Source organism: Blastococcus goldschmidtiae, assembly GCF_031845325.1.
Classification (GTDB): domain Bacteria; phylum Actinomycetota; class Actinomycetes; order Mycobacteriales; family Geodermatophilaceae; genus Blastococcus; species Blastococcus goldschmidtiae.
Genome location: NZ_JAVREI010000004.1, coordinates 33,447 through 54,230 on the forward strand (window position 1 = coordinate 33,447; position 20,784 = coordinate 54,230).

At 71.4% G+C, this 20,784-nt stretch carries 16 protein-coding genes; 8 read left to right on the plus strand and 8 right to left on the minus strand.

The genetic code is table 11. The features are described 5' to 3' along the window. Positions 1 to 2: 2 nt before the first annotated feature. Positions 3 to 1,064 (minus strand): GTP 3',8-cyclase MoaA, encoded by a 1,062-nt coding sequence (gene moaA / locus RM425_RS08395; protein WP_311344743.1) that lies wholly within the window; start codon positions 1,062 to 1,064, stop codon positions 3 to 5. Between the two features lie 356 nt (positions 1,065 to 1,420). Further along, positions 1,421 to 3,160, minus strand: coding sequence for an ABC transporter substrate-binding protein (locus RM425_RS08400; RefSeq protein ID WP_311344744.1), 1,740 nt, complete (start codon positions 3,158 to 3,160; stop codon positions 1,421 to 1,423). A gap of 201 nt (positions 3,161 to 3,361) precedes the next feature. Between RM425_RS08400 and RM425_RS08405 the strand changes: the two genes are divergently transcribed. After that, positions 3,362 to 4,399, plus strand: coding sequence for an Lrp/AsnC family transcriptional regulator (locus RM425_RS08405; protein ID WP_311344745.1), 1,038 nt, complete (start codon positions 3,362 to 3,364; stop codon positions 4,397 to 4,399). 30 nt (positions 4,400 to 4,429) lie between these two features. On the opposite strand, the gene RM425_RS08410 is transcribed toward RM425_RS08405, so the two are convergent. From RM425_RS08410 to RM425_RS08435, 6 genes are all read right to left on the minus strand, one after another. Next, the gene (locus RM425_RS08410) at positions 4,430 to 5,143 is read right to left on the minus strand and encodes a sulfite exporter TauE/SafE family protein (protein ID WP_311344746.1); all 714 of its coding nucleotides are present in this window, start codon (positions 5,141 to 5,143) and stop codon (positions 4,430 to 4,432) included. Between the two features lie 60 nt (positions 5,144 to 5,203). Next, the gene (locus RM425_RS08415; protein ID WP_311344747.1) at positions 5,204 to 6,526 is read right to left on the minus strand and encodes an alkyl sulfatase dimerization domain-containing protein; all 1,323 of its coding nucleotides are present in this window, start codon (positions 6,524 to 6,526) and stop codon (positions 5,204 to 5,206) included. A 38-nt stretch (positions 6,527 to 6,564) separates the two neighbouring features. Continuing rightward, positions 6,565 to 8,172, minus strand: a complete 1,608-nt coding sequence (locus RM425_RS08420; RefSeq protein ID WP_311344748.1) for an amidohydrolase — start codon at positions 8,170 to 8,172, stop codon at positions 6,565 to 6,567. Next, complete coding sequence (locus tag RM425_RS08425; protein WP_311344749.1) at positions 8,172 to 9,482, minus strand: amidohydrolase; 1,311 nt, start codon at positions 9,480 to 9,482, stop codon at positions 8,172 to 8,174. The genes RM425_RS08420 and RM425_RS08425 overlap by 1 nt, the downstream gene beginning before the upstream one ends. A 282-nt stretch (positions 9,483 to 9,764) precedes the next feature. After that, on the minus strand, positions 9,765 to 10,415 hold the full coding sequence (locus RM425_RS08430) for a trimeric intracellular cation channel family protein (protein WP_311344750.1): 651 nt from the start codon (positions 10,413 to 10,415) through the stop codon (positions 9,765 to 9,767). A gap of 442 nt (positions 10,416 to 10,857) precedes the next feature. Beyond that, entirely contained in the window at positions 10,858 to 11,604 is a 747-nt protein-coding gene (locus RM425_RS08435; RefSeq protein ID WP_311344751.1) for a TetR/AcrR family transcriptional regulator, read from the minus strand. 153 nt (positions 11,605 to 11,757) lie between these two features. Here RM425_RS08435 and RM425_RS08440 point away from each other — a divergent pair, with 153 nt between their 5' ends. The 7 genes from RM425_RS08440 to RM425_RS08470 are packed head-to-tail and all read left to right on the plus strand — an operon-like array spanning position 11,758 to position 20,620. After that, positions 11,758 to 12,945 carry a CaiB/BaiF CoA transferase family protein gene (locus tag RM425_RS08440; RefSeq protein WP_311344752.1) on the plus strand — a complete coding sequence of 396 codons (1,188 nt, stop codon included), beginning with the start codon at positions 11,758 to 11,760 and terminating at the stop codon, positions 12,943 to 12,945. A gap of 35 nt (positions 12,946 to 12,980) precedes the next feature. After that, positions 12,981 to 13,955 carry a tripartite tricarboxylate transporter substrate binding protein gene (locus RM425_RS08445; RefSeq protein WP_311344753.1) on the plus strand — a complete coding sequence of 325 codons (975 nt, stop codon included), beginning with the start codon at positions 12,981 to 12,983 and terminating at the stop codon, positions 13,953 to 13,955. Positions 13,956 to 13,958: 3 nt separating this feature from the next. Next, entirely contained in the window at positions 13,959 to 14,522 is a 564-nt protein-coding gene (locus tag RM425_RS08450; protein ID WP_311344754.1) for a tripartite tricarboxylate transporter TctB family protein, read from the plus strand. Further along, positions 14,519 to 16,324, plus strand: coding sequence for a tripartite tricarboxylate transporter permease (locus RM425_RS08455; protein WP_311344755.1), 1,806 nt, complete (start codon positions 14,519 to 14,521; stop codon positions 16,322 to 16,324). The genes RM425_RS08450 and RM425_RS08455 overlap by 4 nt, the downstream gene beginning before the upstream one ends. A 2-nt stretch (positions 16,325 to 16,326) precedes the next feature. Beyond that, on the plus strand, positions 16,327 to 17,625 hold the full coding sequence (locus RM425_RS08460; protein ID WP_311344756.1) for an alkyl sulfatase dimerization domain-containing protein: 1,299 nt from the start codon (positions 16,327 to 16,329) through the stop codon (positions 17,623 to 17,625). Next, positions 17,622 to 19,937, plus strand: coding sequence for an acyl-CoA dehydrogenase (locus RM425_RS08465; RefSeq protein WP_311344757.1), 2,316 nt, complete (start codon positions 17,622 to 17,624; stop codon positions 19,935 to 19,937). Before RM425_RS08460 ends, RM425_RS08465 begins: the two co-directional genes overlap by 4 nt. Next, positions 19,934 to 20,620: an enoyl-CoA hydratase/isomerase family protein gene (locus RM425_RS08470; protein WP_311344758.1), complete on the plus strand. Its 687-nt coding sequence runs from the start codon at positions 19,934 to 19,936 to the stop codon at positions 20,618 to 20,620. The genes RM425_RS08465 and RM425_RS08470 overlap by 4 nt, the downstream gene beginning before the upstream one ends. The last annotated feature ends 164 nt before the right edge of the window (positions 20,621 to 20,784 follow it).

Genomic DNA, 20,784 nt, shown 5'->3' on the forward strand with positions numbered 1-20,784 from the left:
GGTCAGCCGCCGATGGCCGACATGGGCCGCGCGGGCTGCAGGAAGCTGGGGTCGTCGATGCCGTGACCGGGGAGCTTGCCGAGCGTCGCGATCCGCCAGCGGTCGGCGATCTCCTGGTCGCTGGCGCCCTCGCGCAGGGCGGTGCGCAGGTCGGACTCCTCGCGGGCGAACAGGCAGTTGCGGATCTGCCCGTCCGCGGTCAGCCGAGTGCGGTCGCAGCTGCCGCAGAACGAGCGGGTGACCGAGGCGATGACGCCGACCGTCGCGGGGCCGCCGTCGACCAGCCAGCGCTCGGCGGGGGCGGAGCCCCGGGCCTCGGTGTCCGGGGTGAGGCTGTGTGCCGCCGACAGCCGCCCGAGGATGTCCTCGGCGGTGACCATCTCGCCGCGGGTCCACGCGTGGTGGGCGTCCAGCGGCATCTGCTCGATGAAGCGGAGCTGGTAGCCGTGCTCGAGGCAGAAGTCGAGCAGCGGGACGGCGTCGGCCTCGTTGATCCCGCGCAGCAGGACGGCGTTGACCTTGACCGGGGTGAGGCCCGCCGCCTGGGCGGCCGCCAGCCCGGCGAGGACGTCGTCGAAGCGGTCGCGGTGGGTGAGCTGCGTGAACCGGTCGCGGTCGACGGTGTCGAGGCTGACGTTGATCCGGTCCAGCCCGGCGGCGGCCAGCGCCGGCGCCACCCGGGCCAGGCCGATGGCGTTGGTGGTGAGGCTGACCTCGGGCCGCGGCGCCAGCGCCGTCACGCCTGCGACGATGCCGACCAACCCGGGGCGCAGCAGCGGCTCGCCCCCGGTGAAGCGCACCTCGTCGATGCCGAGCTGCTCGACCCCGATCCGGACCAGCCGGACGATCTCCTCGTCGGTGAGCACCTCGACCTTGGGCAGCCAGTCCAGGCCCTCGGGGGGCATGCAGTAGGTGCAGCGCAGGTTGCAGCGGTCGGTCAGCGACACCCGCAGATCGGTGGCCACGCGACCGTGCCGGTCGACCATCCGGGGCTCGTTCTCGTCGGCCAGGCGATTGTGCGGGGCGAAGTGCTCGGTGGCGACCTGCTGCGCCAGGTCGAGCACCGCGTCGAAGGTCTCCCGCGAGTGCCCGGTGAACCGCGACCGCTTCGTCAGCGACTCGACGCCCAGCCATTCGTTGCAGGAACTCGAGGTCGCGGCGGGACAGGATCAACGAGTCCGGCACGGTGTGCCCTCCGGATAACGATGAAGGAGGAAACGGTACGGTCCGGCAGGCGTCAGCTGACGGCTGCTAAACCGGCCTCCGCCATTCGCTGTCCGTCGGGGCAGCGCTCGGGCGACTGTGGCAATGGTTTCCGCAGAGGCCCCCTGGTCGCCGGTCGCCTGGCCCCACCGGCGCCCGTTCCCGGGGAGAGGCTGAGCAGCCTCTCCCCGGGACCTGACCTATCGCGCTCGGTGCGTCACTCGGCGAGCCAGACCTGGCCCCACATCGTCACGCCGCCCTGGTTCAGGCCCAGTCCGACGCCTTGCGAGCCGCCCGGCAGCTGCCAGGTCGACACGTTCTGCACCGCCGGGTCGACCCCGAACAGGGAGACCGTCGACGCGGTCCACAGGATCGGCACGTTCTCGGCGAGGTCCAGTCCGATCTTCTCGACGGCCTCCTGACGGGCCTCCAGGTCGGTCGTGGTGGCGAGCACGCGCAGCTGTTCGGTGATCACGTCACTGGTGTAGTTCGTGAAGTTCTGCGGCTGCTGCTCCACGGGGCCGAATTCCGTCTTGAGGACGTTGTACGGGTCGCCCCCGCCACTCGACCGCCAGCAGTTGGCGACGTAGTCGCCCGCGAAGGGCGGCACCGACGCCGGTGTGCCGATCGCGTTGGAGATGTGCGCGGCCTGCTCGACGGCCTCGAGTTCGACCTCGAAGCCGACGGTGTTCCAGAACGCCTGGTAGGCCTGCGCCAGCTCGCTCAGGCTCGGATCCGGCTGACAGGCGTACGTCAGGCTGACGGGGCTGCCCACCGGCTTGCCGTCCGAACGCTGCGGGTCGTCGATGTAGTCCTGGAGCAGCTCGGTGGCCCGGTCCGGGTCGTACGTGGGATAGGCCTCGGCCACGTTGTCCGAGTAGAACGGGCTGTCCTCGCTGAAGAACTGGGTCTGACGAGGGGTGAGTCCGGTACCGCCGAGCACCTCGATCAGCTGCTCCTGGTTGGCGGCGTGGGCAAGCGCCTGCCGGACGCGGACGTCGTCGAGCGGTGGCACCAGCACGTTCAGGATGGAGGTGCCGGCGTTGTTGCCCACGAACGTGTGCATCGCCAGCTCCCCGTCCTCGGCGATGTCCTGCGCCCGGCCGACCGTGCTGCCGCGCAAGGTCTGGAACGCGTCGATGTCACCGGCCTGCATGGTCAGCAAGCGGGTGTCCTCGTCCGGGATCGGCCTGAAGACGATCTCGTCGAGGTAGGGCCCGAGGTCCAGGTCGCTGCCCCAGTAGCTCTCGTTCGCGACCACCGTCAGCCGGTCGTCGCGGCTCCAGCTGTCGAACACGAACGGTCCGGTCCCCACGGGGTTCGCGTTCGCCCCGTCCTGGCCCAGCTCGTCGACGTTCTGCATGGAGAACGGCATGCCCGGGGTGCTGGACAGGATGGCCGGGAAGGCGGCGTTCGGTCGCGTCAGGTTGTACCGGACCGTGAGCGGGTCGATCACGTCGACGCCGCTCAGCTCGGCAAGGGTTCCCGTCAGGGTGGACGTCGGCTGCTTCAGGAGCGCCACGTTCCGCGCGATGACGTCGGCGGTCAGGTCGCTGCCGTCGTGGAACGTCACGCCGTCGCGGAGCGTGACCGTCCACGCGGTGAAGTCCTCGTTCGGCTCGACCGACTCCGCGAGATAGGGCTCGTAGTTGCCCTCGCCGGTCTGCATGACCAGCGGGTCGTAGAGGGCGTACAGGACGTTGAACCCCGCGGAGGCCGCGCGGCTGACCCCGGGCAGCCAGCCGTTCGTCTCTCCTTCGAGCGCGACGGTGATGCTGCCGCCCTCCTGCGGTGAACCCTGCGGTTCCGGGTTCTGACCGACCTCGACGTCGGCGGCGCCGCCCCCGTCGTCGGAGCCTCCGCCGCAGGCCGACGTGGTCAGGACCAGTGCCGCCAGGACGGCGCCGACCCGGGTTGCCGCCCTCGTTCGCCGAAGCCTCGTCGTTCTGTACCTCATCTGCCTCTCCCTGCTCAGTCGGGGATCACGTCGCCGCCCCGACTCGGAGCCCTGGCCACTGGGCAGGCAGGGGGGCGAGGACGTCCACGACGCTATTGGGAACGCGACGCGGCTCGGCCATCGATCGAATACGGGCAAGATGGGCCGGCTGCCGAGCACGGATCCGCCAGGAACGTGACGCGCGTGCAAGGATCCGAGTCGATGGACGCACTGGATCTAGAGCTGGTCAATGCCCTGCAGATGCGACCGCGAGCTCCCTGGGCGGAGGTCGCCGAGCCATTGGGCATCGACCCGGCCACCGTGTCCCGGCGCTGGGCACGGCTGTCGGAGTCCGGGGCCGCGTGGGTGACCTGCTATCCCGGCAACAGGCAGATCCCCTACGGATGCGTGGCGCTGGTCGAGGTGACCTGCGTGGCGGGATCGGTGCTGCGGGTGGCCGAGCAGGTCGCGGCGCATCCGCACGCGTTGTCCGTCGACGTCTGCAGCGGCTCCCGGGATCTGTTCGTGACCGTGGCTACGGCGAGCGTGGCCGCACTGGCGCGCTACGTCGGGGAGCGGCTCGGCACGTTGCCCGACGTGGTGCGCACCGAGACGAGCCTGGCCACCCGCGGATACCGGGAGGCCAGCCGCTGGAGGCTGGACTCGCTGGACGCCGCACAACGCATCGCGCTGGCCGGCAGCCGGGACAGCAGTGACGGCCGTACCCGGATCCCGGAGGAGGACTGGGAGCTGCTCCTCGCACTCGGCGTCGACGGGCGGATGTCCCTCACCGAGCTCAGCGAACGCACCGGTCAAGCGCAGAGCACGGTGCGCCGCCGCCTCGATCGATTGCTGGCCAGCGATCGCGCCGTCCTGCGGTGCGACTTCGCGCACGTCCTCGCCGGATGGCAGCTCCCGGCCGTGCTGTGGTTGACCGTTCCCGCGCCCCAGCTCCATGCCACGGCGCAACGCCTGTGCGCGCTCCCCGAGGCTCGAGCGTGCTGGGCGACCACCGGGCCGGCCAACCTGTGCCTCTACGTCTGGCTGCACACCCCGCAGCACCTGGAGCAGGTGGCGGAGCACCTGCTCCAACACTTCCCCGGCTTGCAGATCAGGGATACGTCTGCGGTGCTGAGGGTGATCAAGCGCACCGGCAGGTTGCTCGACGCAGACGGCCGGTGCGTCGGCCAGGTACCGATGGACCTGTGGCGCGACCCGGTGGAGGGGCAGGACCCCTGGCGCGCCACCGGTCCGGGGTAGGTGCCGTCCGCCGTCCGCCGTCCCGCGCGGTCAGGTCAGCACGGTCCAGAGAGCCACCAGAGCGGTTGCGGTGAGCATCGCCAGGACCAACCGGCGGTACACGTCGGGCGCGACCAGGCCGAACAGCCGGTCCCCGACTCGCCAGCCCAGCGGCACGCCTGCCGCCCCGGCGGCGACCACGACGCCGACCAGCGGGTCGAGGAGGCCGGACACCGCGAAGGCGGCCACGGCCACGAGGCCCTGGCCGCAGAAGATGGCCTGCAGCGTGCCGCGGGAGCGGCGGGGCGACAGACCCAGTGCCTGCACGGCCATCACGAGCGGCGGTCCGTTCATCCCGGTGGAGGTCAGCAGCGCGCCGCTGAGCAACCCCGCGGTGGCTTGGGTGGCGGGCCCCGCCGGGAACGGCACGCGCAGCGCCAGCAGGACGACGAGCAGCGACACCACGCCGGCGATCACCGCCTGCAGCGGCCGCTCGCCGAGCCGGGACAGCACCAGCAACCCCAGTGGCATCCCGACCAATCCTGTGACGGTGATGCGGACGCCGGTGCGCCACTCGACATGGTGCCGTTCGGCCGTCGCGGCGAAGCCGGTGAGCGCGAGGCCCACCACCGTCGTCCCGACGACCGCGATCGCCGGGTCGACCACCAGGGCGAGCAGCGGAACGGCGACCAGAGCGAAGCCAAAACCGGTGATGGCCTGGGCCGTGGCCGCGAGTGCGAAGACTCCGAGAGACACGGCGGCCACGAGGCCGACGCTCACCGTCGTGAGGGCCCCGGTTCCCCATCCGCCCGGGCTCCCGACTGCTCATCCTTCAGCGTGGACCTCCGATTCCGCGGCAGCCGAGGTGAAGATCCCCCGGGCCATGAGCGACTGCTCCGCATTCCGGCGCAGCCGGTAGATGCGGGAGCGGACCGCATGGAGTCCGGCGTCCACAGGATCGGCCTGGACCGCCCACTCGACGAGTTGGGCGGCGAGCCGGAGATCGCCGTTCGCGGCGACCTCCTCCGCACGAACGGCGAGCGCACGGGCACCGCCGGCCAGGGCAGCGACCTCGGCGGCGAGGTGAGAGTCCGCCGGTGGCTTGAGCCGGGCCGGGTTGCCGTCGTACCAGCCGCCGTACAGCCGCCAGATGTTGCGGACGACGAACTCCGGCTCGTCGTAGAGCGGCCGGAGGAAGGGCCGGGCCAGGGTGGCGTCGGGCACGGAGACGGTCTGCAGCACCGCGTCGAGGGTGGCGCCGTCGTTCATCAGGGCCACTGTCTGCTCGACCAGCGCCTCGAGCACGTCCGCCACCTCGCCCAGCACACCGGCGATGCGCTCGCGTCCCGCGATCGGCAGCCCGTGGGCCGGGAGGAACAGCTCCGGCTGCTGCGCCGCCATCGCCCGCAGCGCCGCCGCCCACTCGGCCGGGTAGCGCTGCACCTTCTGCGGGTTGCCGGCATTCGGGAAGTTCCAGATGAAGAAGTCACCCGCGCAGACGGCCCGGTGGTGGGGGATCCAGGCCCAGGTGTGGTCGTCGGTCTCGCCTCGGGCGTGGTGGAGGCGGATGTCTAGCCCGCCGACGGAGAGGTCCAGGTGGTCGGTGTAGGTGACGTCGGGCCGGGCCACGTCCTCGGGCAGGAACCGGGCCGGTTGCTGGCCGGGGCCGGGAGCCAGGCCGCTGCCCCCGGCGTCGGCGATCCGCAGGTTGGGATCGCTCAGCCAGCCGAACTGGCGGCGGTTGATGACCCGGTTGTACCCGTCGGTCCGCACGTACCGGCCGAAACGGGCCGGCACGTTCTCGTGCGCGACCACCCGGGGACGGCGGTGCCCGCGCTCGGCCGCGTCGGCGACGAGTGCGCCGCTGCCCCCCACGTGATCGACGTGGCCGTGGGTGTAGATCAGTGTGTGCACCGGGTCGGCGCGCCACCCGCGCAACGCCGACACCACGGCGCCGGCGCTGGGAGCGCCGCTGGAGTCGAAGGCGACCAGGCCCTCGTCGGTCTCGAAAAGCAGCACGTGGGAGAAGGACTCGATGACCGCCACGCCCTCGGCCACCTCGGAGAGCTCCTGGGTGACCCGGTTGGTGGGGCCGTCGACGACGCCGGTGTCGATCATCCGGGCGCTGAGATCGAGCAGGTCGGGCATGGGGGCTCCTTGCAGGTGGAGGGATCAGTCGCAGTTCGTCACGGGGCGACGGCCCAGTCGCCCTCGACCATGACCGCGGACGCGCGGGCGTTGCGGAGCCCGTCCTCGTCGACGTCCAGCAGGGCGGTGTCCACCGCCACCAGGTCGGCACGCTGACCGGCGCGCAGGGCGCCGACGCGTCGGTGGTCGCCGACCAGCCAGTGGCTGTCGGTGGTCATCGCCTGCAGGGCACGGTGGACGGTCAGCCGTTGATGGCCGCCCAGGACGGAGCCGTCGCGCGTGCGGCGGCTCACCGCCGTCCAGATCGTGCGCAACGGGTCCAGCGGTGTCACCGGGCAGTCCGAGTGCATGCCGAACAACTGGCCACGCCCATCGGCCCAGGCGAGCGGGTCCAGATCGTCCGCGCGGTCTGGGCCCAGGAACATGGACCGGTGCCGGTCACCCCAGTGGTAGACGTGGTTGACGAAGAAGCTGACGCCCAGCCCGGCGGTCCGGATGGCATCGAGATCCTCCGCGGTGCTGACCTGGCAGTGCTCGATGCGGTGGGGGGCCAGCTCGTCGGCGCGGTTCCGCTGCAACGGAGCCAGCGCGGCGACCGTGGCCTCCACCGCGGCGTCGCCGTTGGCGTGGACGGCGACCTGCGCCCCGGCGTCCGCGGCTCGCGCGCAGACCCGGGCGAGCTCCCGGGCGTCCATCCCCAGCTCGCCACGGTGCTCGGGGCGGCAGTGGTACGGGAACCGCAGCGCCGCGGTCAAGCCCTGGATGGAGCCGTCGGCCCAGACCTTGGCGCCCGCCAGCCGGAAGCGGCCGGCCGACGCCGTGCTCTCGGCGAACGGCAGTTCGCCAGGGGCGGCGTCGAGCACCAGATCGCCGCGGAGGAACCCCACGACGTGCAGCGGCAGCTCTCCGGCGGCGTCGAGGCCGCGGTAGACGGTCAGCTCCTCCAGGCCCGCATTGAGCCCGACCCCGAGATCGTGCACCGTCGTGACGCCCTGGGCGGTCGCGTCCCGGAGGAACGCCCGGATCCCGTCGCGGACCTGGCCGACGGTAGGCCTGGGCACGTGCGCGAAGACCCGGCCCATGGCGGGCATCCCCTGGAGCAGCCCGGTCAGCCGGCCTTCGGGATGGCGCGGGAACCCGGCCTCGTCGGGATCGACGGTGCCTTCCGACACGCCTGCGAGCTCCAGGGCGCGCGAGTTCGCGACGGCGAAGTGCCCGGAGATGTGCGTGAGAACTATCGGTCGGTCTCGATGCACCCGGTCGAGGTCGTCACGGGTGGGGTGGCGCATCTCGGCGAGGAGGGTGTCGTCGTACCCCCAGCCGCGGACCCATCCGGAGTCGAGCGTCAGCCGTTCGGCGAGCGCCGTGTGGATGTCGGCGATCGACGTGCACCGAGGGCTGCGGCAGTCGGCCGACGCCGACGTCATCGCCGTAGCCCCGGGATGGACATGCGACTCCACCAGGCCGGGGACGACGGTGGCGCCGGGCAGGTCCACGACCGGAGCCTCGGGCGCGAGATGCTGCAACTCGCCGCGGGTCCCGACCCGCTCGACGGCTCCCCCGCGGAGGAGGACGGCCTCGGCGACAGGCTGCGCGGGGTCCATCGTCACGACCGATTCGGCGGTGAGGATCCGAAGGCGCTCCATCAGGCGTCGGCCCGCTCGTGTGGCCGGGTCTCGGCCGGGTCGTCGGCGGCCGTCCCTAGCCACTCCTCGGCCGCGGCGACCATCGCGGTGATCCCGGCGGCCAGCGTCGGTTCCGGCTGCGGGGCGAATCGGGGTGAGTGGTTGGTCGGCACGTGGTCGGGCAGCTTCCCGCCCCGGAGGCCGGCCAGGTCGTCGTCGCTGAAGGCCGCCGGGTCCGTGCCGCCCCAGTGCCAGAAGACGCTCGGGCAGCCGAAGGACTCGGCCAGTCGCCCGAAGTCCTCGCTGGCGCTCAACGGCTGAGGCAGCTCCGCGGTCGCGAGGCCGGCCCGGGACAGCGCTCCCAGCGTGCGTGCGGTGGCTGCGCCGTCGTTCACGGTCACGGGGAAGGCGCTGATCGTCTCGAACTCCGGCTCGCGGGGCGCCCCGCTCACCGTCGCCTCCCCGGTCACGATGCGCCGGACGGCGGCCAGGATCCGCTCGCGCACCGGTTCGGCGAACGAGCGCACGTTCAGCGTCAGCTCGGCCGTCTCGGGGATGACGTTCTCCTTGTCGCCGGCGTGGACGGCGGCGACCGTGACCACCGCAGGGTCGGTCGCCCGGATCTCGCGCGCGACGATGCCCTGCAGGCGCGTGATCACCGATGCGGCGAGCAGGACGGGGTCGATCGTGGTCTCGGGGGAGGAGGCGTGCCCCCCGCGGCCGTGCAGCCGTACCCGCAGGCTGTCGGCCGCGGCCATGATCGGCCCTCCGCGGCTGACGACGACGCCGACCGGCAGCGGTCCGACGTGCTGCCCGAGGCAGACGTCCGGGCGCGGGATGAATGTCCCCAGGCCGCCGTCGATCATGGCCTGCGCGCCCTCGCCGATCTCCTCGGCGGGCTGGAAGACGGCGACCACGGTGCCGCGCCAGCCGCTCCTGCGGTCGGTCAGCACGTCCAGCGCGCCGATCAGCGACGCGACGTGCATGTCGTGGCCGCACGCGTGCATGGCCGCATCGGGCCCGGCGGGCGCGGCGTACGGGAGGCCGGTGGCCTCCTCGATCGGCAGGGCGTCCATGTCGGCGCGCAGCAGCACGGTCGGTCCTGTCCCGTTGCGCAGGATGCCGACCACCCCCGTGCCGCCCACGCCGGTGCGGACCTCCAGGCCCATCGCCGTCAGCCGCTCGGCGACGACAGCGGCCGTGCGCTTCTCGGCGAAGGCCAGCTCGGGGTGCGCGTGCAGGTCGCAGTAGAGGTCGAGGACGTCGGAGGCAGCCGCCCCTGCACGGTGATCGAGCGGCATCGCGTGCTCGTGGGCGGGGTGCGAGGTCATGACCTGAGGCTCCCTACGGAGGCGAGACGACCGGACAGCGTGATGTAGCGGATCGATCGCTCACGCTGCCACTGTCGCCGCCGTGACCCCTGAGAATGCCGCAATCGGTCGGTCACGGGCAGTCCTGCGCAGAAATTCGCCATCAGGCCGGCCTCATCGGCACGGCCTGCGCCACTCTGGCCTCCGGACGGAACGGCATCGACCCGTCCATGACCGCCGACGCAGCCCGACCAGATTGTCCCTGCACTCGAACGTGCCGGCCCACCGACGAGAAGCGATTTCTCAGTCTCGTCCGGCGGTGTACTTCCCCCTGCCGGTGGGCGGTCGGGGCGCGTCGAGGCTGAACCGGACGCCGAGGAGCCGGACCGTGAAGCAGAGCGCCGCGGCGCCGATCGCAGCGGCCGCGCCGTAGCTCCCGCTCTGGCCGGCGATGACCGTCATGGTCGCCGCCAGGATGGCGGGAATGGCGTAGAGCTCGCTGCGCAGAACGGTCGGGACCCGTCCGGTGAGCACGTCGCGGAGGGTTCCTCCGCCGACAGCGGTGAGCGCTCCCAGGATAACGGCTTGTACGGGACCGAGCCCGAAGGCGAGCGCCTTCCCGGCACCAGTCACGGCGAACAGGCTCAGCCCGGCGGCGTCCAGGACGAGGATGACGGGGAGGATCCTCGTCAGCTGGCGGGCGAGGAGGAACACCACCAGGCCGCCGGCAGCAGCCACGGCGAGGTACCGCCAGTCACTGAACGTGGCGGGCGGAAGGTCGCCCAGCATGATGTCGCGGAGTATGCCGCCACCCAGGGCGGTGACCATGCCGAGAGTGACGATGCCGACGATGTCCAGATTGGCGGCACGCACCGCGGTCAGTGCACCGTTCAGCGCGAAGGCGAACGTGCCGAGCAGATCCAGGACCAGCAGCAGTGTCACCGAGCCGGTCATCGTCTTCCTTCGAACTGTCCCGCGGTGTTTCGTCGGGCGGTGGTCGGATCGCACGGGCGGCGGGATCTCCCGTCATGCCGCCCGGAATTCCCCGTCACCCTAGAGGCGCGACGCCGTCGGGCCGGCCGGTGGCCGTCGCCGGCCCGGACACCGACCCTGCCCTGTCGTGTACGCCGCGCCGAAGCTGAGCGGCTGCTTCGTACCTCCCGGACGGCGGAGCGCCCGGGCTCGGAAACGGGGGCGTCACCTCTCGGGAGACTTCCGAGGAGAAGCCGTTGACGCGGCGTAGAGGTGAGGCAGTCGCGGACCTTGACCCGGTGTCCGGTCGAGGACGGCTATTGATGACTGATCTCCACGCACTTCGAGCGTCCGCACGACGTGGCTTGCCGCTCCCGGTTGCCGGCGCTTGGGATGGGGGGCTGTCCCGACGCTCCTGAGATCGTCACGTCTCCCGCGCCTCGGGTGCGGCAAGCCCGGCTTCGAGGGCCGTTCCGACGAGATACTCTGTGCCGCCGTCCCCGGGAACCTCGCCCGCGCGCAGCATGGACAGGACCAGGCGGCCGTTTAGGCGCGCCAGGCGCTCGGCCGGCCATTTCGGCCCGGTGTCCCGCCAGCGAACGACGTCGATGCAGAGGGAAGCGATCGCTGTCAGGACCCCGGAGATGTCGTCGACGTCGAAGGCCCGGGCCCGCATCCCGTCGACCACGGCATGCCGGAAGACCGAGTCGATGTCCCGGCGCAGTTTGATGATGGACTCGTACTGCTCTCCGCTCAGGGCTCGGTGCTCGTACTGCGCCACGCGCGCCATGCGGTGGTTTCTCACGTGGAAGGTCGTGAACGCCTCCACGAGGTGCCTGATCCGCTGGACCGGCTCCAGGTTCTCAGCGGCTACTTCGCGCAGCTGACGCAGCACCTCGGTGTGTCCCAGGTGGCTGAGTTCGAACAGCACGTCTGTCTTGGCCCGGAAGTGGATGTACAGGGCGGCCGGACTCATGCCGGCGCGTGCAGCGATCTCACGGGTGGTGGCTGCGTGGAAACCGCGCTCGGCGAAGACCTCGAGCCCGGCCTGAAGCAGTCGCCGGACCGGCTCCGAGGGCCCGTCGGGCAGAGCGGTCTCTTCGTCGAGGAACGGCAGCTCGCTGCCGACCGTGCCCCCGCCCAGCATCTCGGTGTCGCGACGTGCGGTCATCCATCCACCTCAGATCTCGTGTGTCGAGAGCAGTCTGCCTTCCTGCGGTCGACCCCTTGACAGCCTTGTGAGCTGACGCACACAGTATGACTAAGCGCTCGCTTAGTGGCTAGGGGTTTCGTGATGTCATCCGTTCAGGGCTCTGTCGGACCGTTGGCCGGCGTCAAGGTCGTCGAGTTCGGGCAGTACATCGCCGTTCCCGGCGCAGCCCAGCTGCTCGCCGACCAGGGCGCCCACGTCATCAAGGTCGAACCTCCCAGTGGGGAGGCTGCACGTGGTGTCCCCGGCTACGGCGCCGCCATGTTCGCAGCCAACAACCGGGGCAAGCGCATGGTCTCGCTCGATCTGCGCAGCGAGGAGGGCCGACGAGCCGCCCAGGCTCTCGCGTTGGCCTCCGACGTCGTCATGAGCAACGCCCGGCCCGGCGCCATGGCTCGTGCCGGGCTGTCGTCGGACCTGCTCCTCGCTCGGCGGCCGGACCTGGTGTGCCTGACCCTCACCGGCTTCGGTGAGGAGGGGCCGATGCGGACCCGCCCGGGCCTGGACATCGCCGCCCAGGCGGAGAGCGGTCAGATGTGGATCACCGGGGAAGCCGAAGGGGAGCCGCAACGCGTCGGATTCCCAGTGGTCGATGCTGCCGCAAGCTACGCCGCCGCTCAGGCGGTGACCGCGGCCCTGTTCGAGCGCAGCAGGAGCGGGAGCGGCGCGGACATCCGGCTCAGCTTGTGGGACGTCGCCATCCATCTGCAGGCCTCGAGCTGGATGGACTACGCGCTCACCGGGCAGCCGCCCATCCGCAAGGGCAACGGACAGCCCGGCGTCGCTCCGGCCGCGGACGTCATCGAGGTCGCGGACGGCTACATCGTCATCTCCGCCTACGTCGACGCGCACTGGCGCACGCTCTGCAAGCTGCTCGACATCGAGCACCTGGCCGACGACCCACGGCTCGTGGATGCCCAGGTGCGGGTCGTCCACCGCCCCTACATGGCCGAGGTCCTGTCCCAGGCCCTGCGGCACCTCACGCGTGAGGACTGCATCGAGCTCCTGGGCGGCGGGGGCATCGTGGTCGGTGCCATCCGCACCTATCCCGAGGTCCGGCAGCTGCGGGGGGACGGACCCGGCAGCCCCTTCCTCCCCACCGATGCGGTGGCCGCCAGTGCGGGAGCGCCTCCCTGGCACGTGGGGCCGCCGGTCACATGGGGCGCCATGTCGCCGGACCGGCGCCCGCCCCGGGCGCAGGGCGCCGACACCGACTCAGTGCTCGCCGAACTCGCGCCATCCACTCAGCACGATCCGAACGGCGGCGCCAACGGTGCCCCCGCCGACCGACCCGAAAGGTGACGTTCATGTCCCGTCGTTCCCGTAGCACGCGTCTGGTGGCCGCAGCCGCTTTGGCGCTGCTCGCGACCACCGCGTGTGCCCCCCAGTCGGACGACGCCGAGCAGGCGGCGTCTCCGGCCGACAGCAACTACCCGGAGCGGCCCGTCGAGGTGGTCGTCCCCTACCCGGCAGGCGGCGGGTCCGACGTCCTGGCACGCGCCCTCGTCGAGGCGGTGAACGCGGATGGCGGGCTCGGTGCAGACATGCAGATCGTCAACCGTGCCGGCGGTGGTGGTGTCGTGGGGACCAGCGAGGTGCTCTCGGCGGAGGCGGACGGCTACACCATCGGTTTCGGCCCCGAAGGCCCCATCACGCTCCAACCGGCGGTGCAGGACGTGCCCTACGACCCCCTGGCCATGACTCCGCTCCTGCAGGTCACCCAGTCCACGCCGGTTCTGGCCGTCCCCGGGGATTCGCCTTACCAGAGCCTGCAGGACTTCGTGGACGCCGCACTCGCCTCGCCCGGCCAGGTCAGCCTGGGAGAAGGGCCGCTCTCCTACTCCGTGCCGGTCACGCTGCTCGAGGAGGAATCCGGCGCGACGTTCAACCGCATCGACTACGAGGGGGACGCCGCCTCGCTGACGGCGCTGCTCGGTGGCAACGTCGACGCGACGATGACCCAGGTGTCCGCGGTCCTGCCGCAGGTCGAGACGGGTGACGTGCGCGTGCTGGGCATCGTGGGCGAGGAGCCCAGCGAATTCCTGCCCGACGTGCCCACCTTCCAGGACGAGGGCTTCGACGTGGTCTGGGATGCCACCTACTTCGCGTACGGCCCCGAAGGGCTGCCCGAGGACGTACAGGACACTCTCACCGAGGCATTCACCTCCGCCGCGGAGTCCGAGTCCTTCCGCGAGGTGGCCCGCACCGCCGGCCTGCCCGTCGACCTGGCCGACGCCGAGGCGCTGGAGGAGCGCCTGACCGAGCGGCTGGCCCGGGCCGAAGACCTCGCCGAGGCCAACGGGGGGCTCTGACCCATGGGGCTGTCCTGGAAGAGCCCGGACACGGTGGTGCCCGGCGTGCTTCTGCTGGGGGCGATCGTGTACGGGACGACCGCCTGGGGCTACGACCTCGGGACGGGCTCGAACCCGGGCCCGGGCCTGTTCCCCTTCGCCGTCGCCATCGCCGTGGTCCTGTCGTCCGCCACCTGGTTGGTGACAGTGGCGAGAGAGCGGCCGCGTCCCCAGGACCAGCCCACCCCGTCCGCCCCGCCCGCCGGTCACGACGATCCGGGCCTGCCTTCCTCGGTGGCCACCGCCGAGGAAGGCGGTCCGGAGGAGCCGGACGAGACGCTCGACTGGCCGCGCATCGGCGGTGTGGCCGTGGCCGCGCTGCTGGTGATCCCACTGAGCACCTGGATCGGTCTGGTGCCGGCCGCGGGCGTGCTGGCGACCGCGACGGCGGCACTGATGCGGGTGCGTCTGGTGGTCGCCGTGGTGGTCGGGCTGGTCTTCGGGGTCCTCGCCTACCTGGTCTTCGAGCAGTGGCTCGACGTTCCGCTGCCAAACGGCTTCCTCCTGACGCAAGGTGGGATCACGTGACCGGCGACCTCCTCAGCGGCTTCGCGGCCGTCTTCAGCCCGGAGTTGTTCCTGCTGGCCGTCATCGGAGTGGTGCTGGGCACGCTGGTCGGCGTGCTTCCGGGCATCGGCCCGATCGGCGCGATGTCCATCCTGCTCGGTCTAACCACCCAGATCGGTGCCACCGGCTCCCTCATCCTGTTTGCCGGGATCTACTACGGAGCCGCCTACGGCGGGAGCACCACCTCCATCCTCCTGGGGCTGCCCGGTGAGTCGGCCTCGGTCGTGACGGCGATGGACGGTCACGCGATGACCAAGCGCGGTCGCGCCGGTGCCGCGCTGTCCATCGCCGCCCTCGGTTCCTTCGTGGCGGGCACGCTCAGCATCGTCGGCCTGATGCTGTTCGCGCCGTTGCTCAGCGATGTCGCCGTCCAGCTCGGCCCGCCCGAGTACCTCGCGCTGACCATCGCCGGTCTCGGGATGCTCGTCGTGCTCACGCCGGGCGCCGCGAGCCGCTCCGCCCTGATGGTGCTGGTCGGCCTGGCCATCGGAGTCATCGGCATCGACCCGCTTACTGCGACACCCCGCTACACCCTCGGCATGCCGGAGCTGTCCGGAGGGATCAGTTTCGTCGCGGTGGTCATGGGCGTCTTCGGCGTCGCGGAGGTGCTAGACCAGGCCGGGCGGCGGTGGTTCCCGCCACGCGTCAAGGCGCCGTCGATGCGCGAGCTCGTCCCGACGAGAAGTGAACTGCGCAGAGCGGCGCCGGCCAGCCTCCGCGGTTCCGGTATCGGCTTTTTCCTGGGCCTCATCCCGGGGCCGGCGGCGATCATCTCCACGTTCGCGTCCTATCTGACGGAGCGGAAGATCTCCAAGCGGCCGGAAGAGTTCGGCCACGGGGCCGTCGAGGGCGTCGCCGGACCGGAGTCCGCCAACAACGCCGCTGCCGGCGCGGCGTTCATCCCCCTCATGGCCCTTGGCATCCCGTTCGCCCCGGTCATGGCGCTGATCCTGTCGGCCCTGCTGCTGAACGGTATTGTTCCGGGGCCGACGTTCATCGACGACCAGCCGACGCTGTTCTGGACCGTCATCGCGTCGATGTACCTGGCCAACGCGATGCTGCTCGTCCTGAACCTGCCGTTGGTCGGCCTCTTCACTCGGGTGCTGGCCGTCCCGCCGGGCGTGCTGATGCCGGTGATCCTCGGGCTCACCGTGATCGGCGTCTACGCGGACAACAACAGCGTCTTCGACATCGGCGTCATGTTCGTCGCCGGGTTCGCCGGGCTGTTCTTCCGCCGGGCGGGCCTGAATCTCGCACCGCTGGTCCTCGCGCTCGTTCTGGCTCCCACTCTCGAGACGTCCCTGCGCCAGACCCTCTCCTTGGCCCAAGGGGATGTCGGCTACGTGCTCAGGCGGCCCGCGGCCGTGGCGATCTTCGGCATCGTGCTCCTGGTCGTGGTGCTGCGCGTGGTCGCGATGGTGCGGGCCCACCGGGACCGAGGACCGGCCGGTGCGGGGCCGCTCGTCGCGGCGTCCGGGCCTGCTGACCCGTCCTCGCCGGAGGACGGGGAGCAGGGCCCCGGCTACGAGCTGTCCGGCCGTCGGTCGGGGTCGACGTCACACCGGGCAGACGACGTTTCGGCCGACCGCTCATCACCGGGCCCGTCATCACCGGGTCCATCGACACCGGGTCCATCGACACCGGACTCATCGACACCGGGTCCATCGACACCGGACTCATCGACACCGGGTCCATCGACACCGGACTCATCGACACCGAACCAGTCGTCGCCGATCCCGGCGCGCACGGACCACAAGGAGTAGCAGTGGCGCAGAGCATCCTGGAACTGGCCGACGACGTCTGGACCGGCGCAGCCTTGCTCAACGACCTCCGCCGATATCCGCCCGGCCACGTCGAGGAGGTGGCTCCCGGTGTGCGGATGAGCCCCGGCTTCGGCCACGCGTTCCTCGTCGAGACCGGGGACGGGCTGGTCATGTACGACACCGGCCCGCGGGAGACGGCGCAAGCCCTCCACGACGGGGTGCGGGCGTGGACCGACGCGCCGGTGACCCACGGGGTGTACACCCACGGGCACCTCGACCACGTGTACGGCATGGTCCCGTTCGACGAGGAGGCCGAGGCCACCGGGCGGCCGCGGCCGATCGTGGTCGCCCACGAGAACGTGAACGCCCGCTTCGACCGCTACGACCTGACCAAGGGCTACAACACGGTCATCAACCAGCGGCAGTTCCGCAATCTCGACCTGGTCTGGCCCGAGTACTACCGGCGGCCGGACATCACCTACAGCGACCAGTACCAGCTGACCGTGAGCGGTACCGAATTCCAGCTGCGGCATGCCCTCGGCGAGACCGACGACCACACCCTGGGCTATCTCCCCGACCGCAAGATCCTTTTCGCCGGCGATCTGTTCCTCTTCGTCTCCCCGAACGCGGGGAACCCGCAGAAGGTGCAGCGCTACCCGGTGGAATGGGCCGCCGCCCTCCGCTGGATGGCCGGCCTCGGCGCCGAGCTGATGCTGCCCAGTCACGGCGTCCCGGTGCAGGGCGCGGACCGGATCCGCGAGGCGCTCGAGACGACGGCGGCCTACCTTGAGTCCCTCGTCGAGCAGACCTTGGCCGTCATGAACGCGGGGGGTCGGCTAAGCGACGCTCTGGCCACCGTCCGGGTGCCGGACGAGCTGGCCGCCAAGCCGTACCTGCAGCCGGTGTACGACGAGCCGGAGTTCGTCGTCCGCAACATCTGGCGCCTGTACGGCGGGTGGTACGACGGCGACCCCGCCGCACTCAAGCCGGCGCAGCCCGACGTCCTGGCGCGGGCGCTGGCGCAGCTCGCCGGCGGTGCCGCTCGGCTCGCCGACGCTGCGGCCGACGCACTGCGCGCGGGTGACCTCCGGCTGGCCGGCCACCTCGCCCAGCTCGCGGTGGACGCCGCACCGGAGGACCCTGCCCTGCACCGGATCCGGGCAGAGGTGTTCGCGGCGCGGGGCAAGGCGGAGAAGAGCACCATGGCGCGGGGGATCTTCCGCTGGGCGGCGCTCGAATCTAGGACGGCAGCCGGGGAAGCTGTCGAGGAGGGCCTCGGGCGTCCGGCGGCCTCGTTGTGACGGTGCTGGATTTCGCCGAGCGGCGGCTCGTCCAGGAATCGGTGCGCGACGCGGTGGAGCAGCTGGCCTCGGTGGCGCACACCAGGGCGCTCGTCGACCACGACGCTGGCGATGTCCGGGAGGTCTGGCGCGAGCTGAACACCGCGCTGGGGCTGACCGCGATCCCTGTCCCGGAAGAGCGTGGTGGTGCCGGCTCGGGCTGGGGCGCGGTCGGCATCGTGCTCGAGGAGCTGGGCCGGACCCTCTACCCGGTGCCCTATCTTTCCTCCTGCCTGGCGCTCCGGCTACTGCTCGAGGCGGACACCCCGGCGGCGCACGAACTGCTCCCCCGGATCGTGAGCGGCGACGACGTTCCTGCCGTGGTCTTCGGGGCCGCCGCGGCCGGACGTCCGCAGCCAGGCCCAGGGCGGGGTATGACCGCCGTCGATCGGAACGGGGAATGGCGGGTCAGCGGCCGGGTCGACGACGTGCTCGGTGCCGCGCACGCCGACGTCCTACTGGTGGCGGCGTCCGGTCCCGACGGACCGGTCGTCCTGTCGGTGGCGGCGGGAGCCGCCACCATCCGCTCCCGGCCGACCCTCGACCCGACGCGCCCGGTGGACGACGTCGTCCTCGATCAAGCGCCGGCGACTCCGCTGACCGCAGAGCCGGTGGAAGCGCTGCTCGCCGACGTGGTGGCCTTCGGCGCCGCCGCTCTGGCCACCGAGGCGGTCGGCGGAGCCGCGCGCTGCCTCGACCTGGCGCTCCAATACGTCCGTGACCGGCGCCAGTTCGGAACCCCCATCGGTTCCTTCCAGGCGGTCAAGCACGCCTGCGCGGATTTGTTGCGGGAGCTGGAGCCGGCGCGCTCGGCGGCGCTCGGGGCCCTGGAGGTGGCTGACGGCGGCCACGACGCAGATCTGCAAGCCACCGCTGCTCTCGCCAAGGTCGTCAGCGACCGCATGTACACCCGGGTGTCCCTCGAGTCGGTGCAGCTGCACGGCGCCCTCGGGTTCACCTGGGAGATGGAGCTCCATCTCCACACCAAGCGAGCGGTGTGCAATCGCGTGATGTTCGGCGAGGCGCCGTGGCACCGGGCCGTGCTCTCCCGGCAGGTGGCCACGCTGGTTAAGCGCGCCTCCGGCCCGATCGAACATGTGAACGAGGCGGACCGGAATGCGTCGGCGGACCTCCCCGAGCTCCGTGCCGAGGTGCGCGACTGGCTGCGCGAGCACGGAGCGCACGCTCCACCCCTGGGCGGCGCGCACGAGGCGATGTCCTACGAGCAGACGCCGGAGGAGGCCGCCTGGATCGATCGGCTGCGCGAGGGCCGCTGGCTGTGCCTGTCCTGGCCCGACCGCTTCGGCTGCCGTGCGCTCGGCCCCATCGAGACCATGGCGGTCAACGAGGAGTTCACCTGGGCCGGCGTGCCCCGTCCGCACCTGGGCATGGGGGAGACCCTTGTCGCCCCGGCGATCCTCGCCCACGGCAGCGTCGAGCAGCAGGACGAGTTCCTGCCGAGGATCCTCTCCGGCGAACACCGCTACTGCCAGGGGTTCTCGGAGCCCGAGGCCGGGTCGGACCTGGCCCACCTGCGCACCCGCGGTGTCGTCGAGGGTGACTCTGTGCGCATCACGGGCGAGAAGATCTGGCAGTCCGGAGCGCAGCACGCGAACCGGATCTTCGTGCTGTGCCGCACCGACGCCGACGCACCGCCGCACCGCGGCATCTCCTATGTGCTGGCCGACATCCCCGGCAACGGCATCCGCGTCGAACCGATCCGGATGATGAGCGGCGACCACGGCTTCAGCCACGTCGTCCTCGACGGCGCCGTCGCGCCGCTGGAGGCCGTGATCGGGGGACTGGGCAACGGCTGGAAGGTCGCGATGACCACGCTGGGTGCCGAGCGAGCGGGGCAGGTGACGTCCCAGCACCTCGGCTACCAGCGCGAGTTCGAGCAGCTCGTGGATCGTCTGGCCGCGCTCGACCGGCTGGACGCTGCCACGCTGGACCGGCTGACCGATCCCTGGATCGGCATCCAGCTGATGCGCCTCAACGGTCGCCGCGTCGCAGCGGACCTCGCCGCAGGGCTGGAGCCGCAGGCGCTGCTCGCCATCGACAAGATCAACTGGTCGGAGTTCCACCTGTCACTGGGCCTGCTCGCGGCCGAGCTGCGGGGGCTGGACGGCGTCCTCCGCCCCCGCGAGGAGGGGTACGTGCTAGACGACCTGCAACGCGTGCTCCTGGAGAGCCCGGGACGGCGGATCGCTCGCGGAACCAACCAGATCCAGCGGAACCTCATCGCCGAGCGCGTCCTGGGGCTGCCGCGATGACCGCCGAGCCTGCTGTCCTCGTCGAGCGCTCGGGCTCGCGCTGTGATGTCGTCCTGAACCGCCCGTACCGGCGCAACGCGGTGAACCTGGACGCGGTGCACGCGCTCACCCGGGCGCTGCACGCTGCCGAGCAGGACGATTCGGTGGGCGCCGTCGTTCTGCGCGGCGCCGGCGGGTGCTTCTGCTCCGGCATCGATCTCAAGGACCTCGGCTCGCAGGCCGAGTTCACGGCCGCGTGGACAGCGCTGCACACGTTCATCGACTCGATGCGCACGCCGCTGGTGGGTGCGATCGAGCATGCGGCGGTGAATGCCGGTGCCGCCTTGGCACTCGCCTGCGATGTCGTGGTCGCCGGTGAGTCCTCCTTCCTCCAGGTGAAGGAGGCGGCGATGGGCATGACGCCTCCGGTCAACGTCGCGTGGCTCGTCACGCGCCATTCGACGTCTCTGGCCCGCCGGCTCACATTGACCTGCGACGCCGTACCGGGAGCAGAACTCGTGCAGGTGGGTATCGCTGCGCGCTGTGTCGCGGACGCGGAGGTCGTCCGGACCGCACAGAAACTGGCCGATGCCATCGCCTCCTATCCGCAGTCCGGTGGTGCCCGCGTGAAAGCGGTGATCGCCTCCGCAGCTGGAGGAGGTCAAGACGGGTTCCTCGGCGCCCTGACCGCGATCCGCGGCTGACGGCCCTAGCGTGTGCGCGACATTCGATGGTGGCGACACGGTGGCGTCCGCGTCGCTCGGCCGGATCGCAGGACCGGCTGCCGTCAGCGCGTGGCCAACGACGCGCTGGCGCAGGCGCGGTCGGGAGGGGGCGCTCGTTGCAGGTGGGTCCGCGCGCCGCCAGA